The sequence below is a fragment of the Thiolapillus sp. genome (assembly GCF_048562965.1).
In the GTDB taxonomy this organism is placed as follows: domain Bacteria; phylum Pseudomonadota; class Gammaproteobacteria; order Chromatiales; family Chromatiaceae; genus Thiolapillus; species Thiolapillus brandeum_A.
Genome location: NZ_JBHNMF010000273.1, coordinates 1 through 4,483, shown reverse-complemented (window position 1 = coordinate 4,483; position 4,483 = coordinate 1). Strand labels below are relative to the sequence as shown.

The following is a 4,483-nucleotide window of genomic DNA, read 5'->3' as shown; positions in this document are numbered from 1 at the left end:
CGCCGCGTTCGGAGGCCTACTTTGTTTTCCCTCTGGCGCAAGGCACGCCGGGAAAACAGTGCGGCCTCGCGGCTACTGGGGTCTACCAGCCTTCGCTTCGCTCTCCATGCCTGGCAGCGGTCGAGGCCTTCAGCGAGATGCGGCGGCAGGTGTGGAAGCGCCAACAGGGGCTGGATCATCTGGCGCATCACGATCCTCTTACCCAGTTGCCCAACCGGCTGCTGTTCATGGATCGGCTGGAACATGCACTGAGCATCGCCCGCCGCCACAACAAGATGGTGGCCCTGCTTTTTCTCGATCTGGACAATTTCAAGCAGATAAACGATGCCCTCGGCCATTTTGCCGGGGATGAACTGCTGGTCAACGTGGCCCGCCGTTTACAGAAGGTCATACGCAAGTCCGATACGGTCGCGCGCCTGGGGGGAGACGAGTTCGCCATTCTCCTGGAAGATATCGGACAAAAGGCTTTCGCCCGAAACGTGGCGCTGAAGATACTCAAGGAGCTGCAGTCTCCGCTGGAAATCGGGAGCCAGCAGTATCATATTTCCGGCTCCATCGGTATTTCCATTGCGCCTTACGATGACAACCAGCCCGAGGATCTGCTGCGTGATGCCGACTCAGCCATGTACGAGGCCAAGCGTTGCGGTAAGAACAACTATCACTTCTTCTCCAGCGAACTGTTGCAGCGGGTCAGCCGTCAGCTCGACCTGGAACACCGCCTGCGTGATGCTGCGCTGAAAAAGGAATTCCTGTTCCATTATCAGCCTATCGTCGATGCTGGCACCGGACAGCTCATCGCTGTGGAAGCGCTCATGCGCTGGCAGCCGGAAAACGGCCCGCTGATCTATCCGGACGAGTTCATGGAGACCATGAAAAGCCAGAATCTGGATTTGAGCCGGAAAGTGACCGAACATCTTTTCGCCCAGGTCGATGATCTGCAGGAGCATGTGCTCAACGAATACGGCATACGACTGCGCGTGTCCATCAACATGGCCCCGAGTGCGCTGCGCGACCCCAGCCGTCACAGCGGTGTGATCACCACGCTGCGGCGCCTGAAATACCCTTCCCCGATCACCCTGGAGATCACCGAGGATACACTGCTGGAAGACCTGGCCACGGCACGGGCCCTGTTCAGTGAACTGCGGCAGCTCGGTATTCCGCTGGTGCTGGATGACTTCGGTACCGGGCAGTCTTCGCTCAATCATCTGCGCAGTTATCCCTTCGACAGCATCAAGATCGACAGGGAGTTCGTCAGGGATATTTCATCGGATGAGGATGATGCGATTCTGGTCAAGGCCATTACCCAGCTGGCGCACAGCTTCGGCATGAAAGTCGTGGCCGAGGGCGTGGAGACCGAAGCGCAGAGGCGCTATCTGATCAATATCGGCTGCGACTACCTGCAGGGATACATCATCAGCAAGCCGCTGCCCACGGATGCGCTTCTGAATTTCCTGGGCGCCACCGAAATGAGCCTTCCGGAAAAGAGCAGCGCTTCGAGAAAAAGCTGACTTTCAGCAAGCCAGGTCCTGTAACAGCGGTTCGAAATGCTGCAGCGCAGGGAATTCGCTGATTTCCCTGGCGGGCTGCCGGGCATCCGGCTGCAGCATGCACAGCAGATTGCCGATACCGAAATCACGGGCTGAACGCAGCACCGGCAGACTGTCGTCGATGAACAGGCTGCGCTCCGGCGAAAAATGTACGACCTGTTGCAGGCGTTCCCAGAACGCCGGGTTTTCTTTCGGCAGGCCGATGTCATGGGCGCTGATCACCTGATCCAGATAAGCTCCCAGGCGGGTTTTCCCCATTTTCAGCTGCAGCGCTTTCTGATGGGCGTTGGTCACCAGCACCCGTGACTTGCCGGATGTGCCCAGGCATTCCAGAAAATCGGTCACGTGGGGATGCACGGCGATGAGGTGCTCCACTTCCGTTTTCAGCAGGGGAATGTCCAGCGCCAGTTCCCGGCTCCAGTAGTCCACACAGTACCAGTCCAGCGTGCCTTCGACCCGCCTGTAGCGCTGCATCAGCTCCTCGGTGGCCGCTTCCAGGCTCAGGCCATGTTGTTCGGCATAGCGTCTTGGCACATATTCCAGCCAGAAATGGTTGTCGAAATGCAGATCCAGCAGGGTGCCGTCCATATCCAGCAGTACCGTATCGATCTGTGCCCAGTCAAACATGGAATTCTCCGAAAAAAAGCGTTTGCACTCTGCCTGTCAGCTTTGTAGCCTGTGCTTACCAGAATAAGAAAAGATTCATACATGACATTACCAGACATCCAGCATATCAACCAGATCGCCCGCGACGCGGGAGATGCCATTCTGCAGATATACGCCCAGGACTTCGAGGTGGAGGAGAAGGCCGACAGCTCGCCACTCACCCAGGCGGACATGGCATCGCACCGGCTCATCGAAGCGGCGCTCGGACAGCTGACGCTGGAGATTCCGGTACTTTCAGAAGAGTCTGCGTCCATTCCCTATGTGCAGCGCAGGCAGTGGCGGCGTTACTGGCTGATCGATCCTCTCGATGGCACCCGCGAGTTCGTCAAGCGCAACGGCGAATTCACGGTGAACATCGCGCTCATCGATGACGGCTATCCGGTGATGGGTGTGGTGTATGTGCCGGTTACCGGAGTCACCTGCTTTGGCGATACCCAGGCCGGCGCCTTTCGTCAGGAAGGTCACGGTGAACCGGTGCCGATACAGGTTGCCCGGCCATGTGCATCGCCCATGCGGGTGGCGGGCAGCCGCTCCCATGCCGGCGACAGCCTGGTGCAGTTCCTGCAGAAGCTGCCTCCCCACGAGATGGTCAGCATGGGCAGTTCCCTGAAACTGTGTCTGGTGGCGGAAGGCAAGGCGGATATCTATCCCCGTCTGGGGCCAACCTCGGAATGGGATACGGCGGCCGCACAGGCGGTCGTGGAAGCGGCGGGAGGGCAGGTGACGGACACCGATTTGCAGCGTCTGGCCTACAATCAGAAGGATTCGCTGCTGAATCCGTATTTTCTGGTGTTCGGTGACGACACCATCGACTGGAAATCCTATTTATGAGTCTGCGCCCCGCCATCCTGATTCACATGTTGCTGCTGCTCGCCTGGACAGGTGGCATGGCAATGGCCTCCGACGGGGAAGATCCGCTGGTTTTTGATGATGTTCCCCTGAAGGAAATGGTGCAGCATCCGGACTGGTTCAAAGACAGCTTCCTGGATCTGAAAGACGACCTCAAGGAAGCCGTGGACAACGGCAAGCGCGGCATCATCGTGTATTTCGGCCAGAAGCGCTGCCCCTACTGCCGGCAGCTCATGGAAATCAATTTCAAGATGCCGGATATCGTCAAATACACCAGGGACAATTTCGATGTCATCGGCATTGATATCTGGAGCCCGGAAGAGGTCACCGACCCGGCCGGCAACACCATGAGCCAGCGGGACTATGCGCTGAAGATGGGCACCAATTTCACGCCCTCACTGGTGTTCTATGACAAGGATGGCAACATCGCCCTGCGCCTGCGGGGCTACTATCCCCCCTATCAGTTCAGGGCGGCGCTGGAGTATGTGGCGGGAGAGCATTACAAGCGGGAACGCTTCAATGTCTATCTGGCCCGGGGTGACAGCACCCTCAGGTTCTAGGCAGAGGATATGGTGGAAGAGGACTTCTTCCTGCCGCCGCCCTATCATCTGGACCGCAGTAAGTTTCCCGGTGAACGCCCCCTGGCGGTATTTTTCGAACAGGGCAACTGTCATGCCTGCGACATCCTGCACACCCAGTTGCTGCGCCAGCCGGCCATTCAGGAGCTGTTTGATGCCTTCGACAGTGTACAACTGAACATGCGAGGCAACGAGCCGGTGATTACGCCGGACGGGCGCAAGCTCAGCGCCCGGGAATGGGCGAATTCACTGGGCGTGTTCTATGCCCCTACCCTGATTTTCTTCGATGAAAACGGCAAGGAGATCATTCGCGTAGATTCGGTGGTGCATTTTTTCCGTCTGCGCAATGTGCTCAACTATGTACTGAGCAAGGGCTATCTGTCCCATCCCAGCTTCCAGCTGTGGCGATCCGCTGACCGCAACCGCTGATCTGCAGCCGGCCGTTCAGGGGCAGAAAGTACGCAGATAGTCTTCATAGCTGTCGCGCCTGCGGCGCAGCTCATTGCCCTGCGAGGCCTTGTAGCCACGACGCAGTCTGGCGCTGACGGATTCCAGTTGCTCGCGCTTTTTCCAGCAGGTTCGGTCGTCTGCCGTCCTGGGTTTCTGCCTGTTTCGGGCAATCTGGCGTTTGCGTTTCAGTCTGTCCCTGTCGCGCTTGCGATACTGATCGTACAGTGACTGCTCCCCGGAGCGCAGGGACGCCCAGACGGCCTGGGCTTCACCGGTTTCCATGCGTGTGCCCTCACCCTCACAGGCCTGCTGCTGAAAGCTGACGCTGCCGTCGGTTGCCACACAGCGATACACCTGCGCCGCCTGGCTGCTGATGGGCAGAAAAGAAATAAT

At 58.3% G+C, this 4,483-nt stretch carries 6 protein-coding genes; 4 read left to right on the top strand and 2 right to left on the bottom strand.

The genetic code is table 11. From position 1 onward, the window contains the following. The coding region (locus ACOCD2_RS13025; RefSeq protein ID WP_295321198.1) for an EAL domain-containing protein at positions 1-1,508 on the top strand (1,508 nt) is incomplete at its 5' end. A 3-nt stretch (positions 1,509-1,511) separates the two neighbouring features. Here ACOCD2_RS13025 and yrfG read toward each other — a convergent pair. Beyond that, entirely contained in the window at positions 1,512-2,174 is a 663-nt protein-coding gene (gene yrfG / locus ACOCD2_RS13020; RefSeq protein WP_293648208.1) for a GMP/IMP nucleotidase, read from the bottom strand. A gap of 81 nt (positions 2,175-2,255) precedes the next feature. Between yrfG and cysQ the strand changes: the two genes are divergently transcribed. From cysQ to ACOCD2_RS13005, 3 genes are read left to right on the top strand one after another with little or no spacing between them, the layout of a single operon-like run. Then, a complete protein-coding gene (gene cysQ / locus ACOCD2_RS13015) occupies positions 2,256-3,044 on the top strand; it encodes a 3'(2'),5'-bisphosphate nucleotidase CysQ (RefSeq protein WP_293648205.1) in 789 nt (262 codons plus the stop codon). Continuing rightward, positions 3,041-3,622 carry a thioredoxin family protein gene (locus ACOCD2_RS13010; protein WP_293648202.1) on the top strand — a complete coding sequence of 194 codons (582 nt, stop codon included), beginning with the start codon at positions 3,041-3,043 and terminating at the stop codon, positions 3,620-3,622. Before cysQ ends, ACOCD2_RS13010 begins: the two co-directional genes overlap by 4 nt. Before the next feature lie 9 nt (positions 3,623-3,631). Next, complete coding sequence (locus ACOCD2_RS13005) at positions 3,632-4,069, top strand: thioredoxin family protein (protein WP_293648199.1); 438 nt, start codon at positions 3,632-3,634, stop codon at positions 4,067-4,069. Between the two features lie 15 nt (positions 4,070-4,084). Here the strand turns inward: ACOCD2_RS13005 and ACOCD2_RS13000 are convergent. Beyond that, positions 4,085-4,483: DUF4124 domain-containing protein (locus tag ACOCD2_RS13000; protein WP_293672776.1), on the bottom strand; the 399-nt coding region annotated here is incomplete at its 5' end.

Bases quoted from the DNA above. Each gene is read 5' to 3' on its own strand.
- ACOCD2_RS13005 (WP_293648199.1), top strand. From the start codon at position 3,632: ATGGTGGAAGAGGACTTCTTCCTGCCGCCGCCCTATCATCTGGACCGC.
- cysQ (WP_293648205.1), top strand. From the start codon at position 2,256: ATGACATTACCAGACATCCAGCATATCAACCAGATCGCCCGCGACGCG.
- ACOCD2_RS13010 (WP_293648202.1), top strand. From the start codon at position 3,041: ATGAGTCTGCGCCCCGCCATCCTGATTCACATGTTGCTGCTGCTCGCC.
- yrfG (WP_293648208.1), bottom strand. From the start codon at position 2,174: ATGTTTGACTGGGCACAGATCGATACGGTACTGCTGGATATGGACGGC.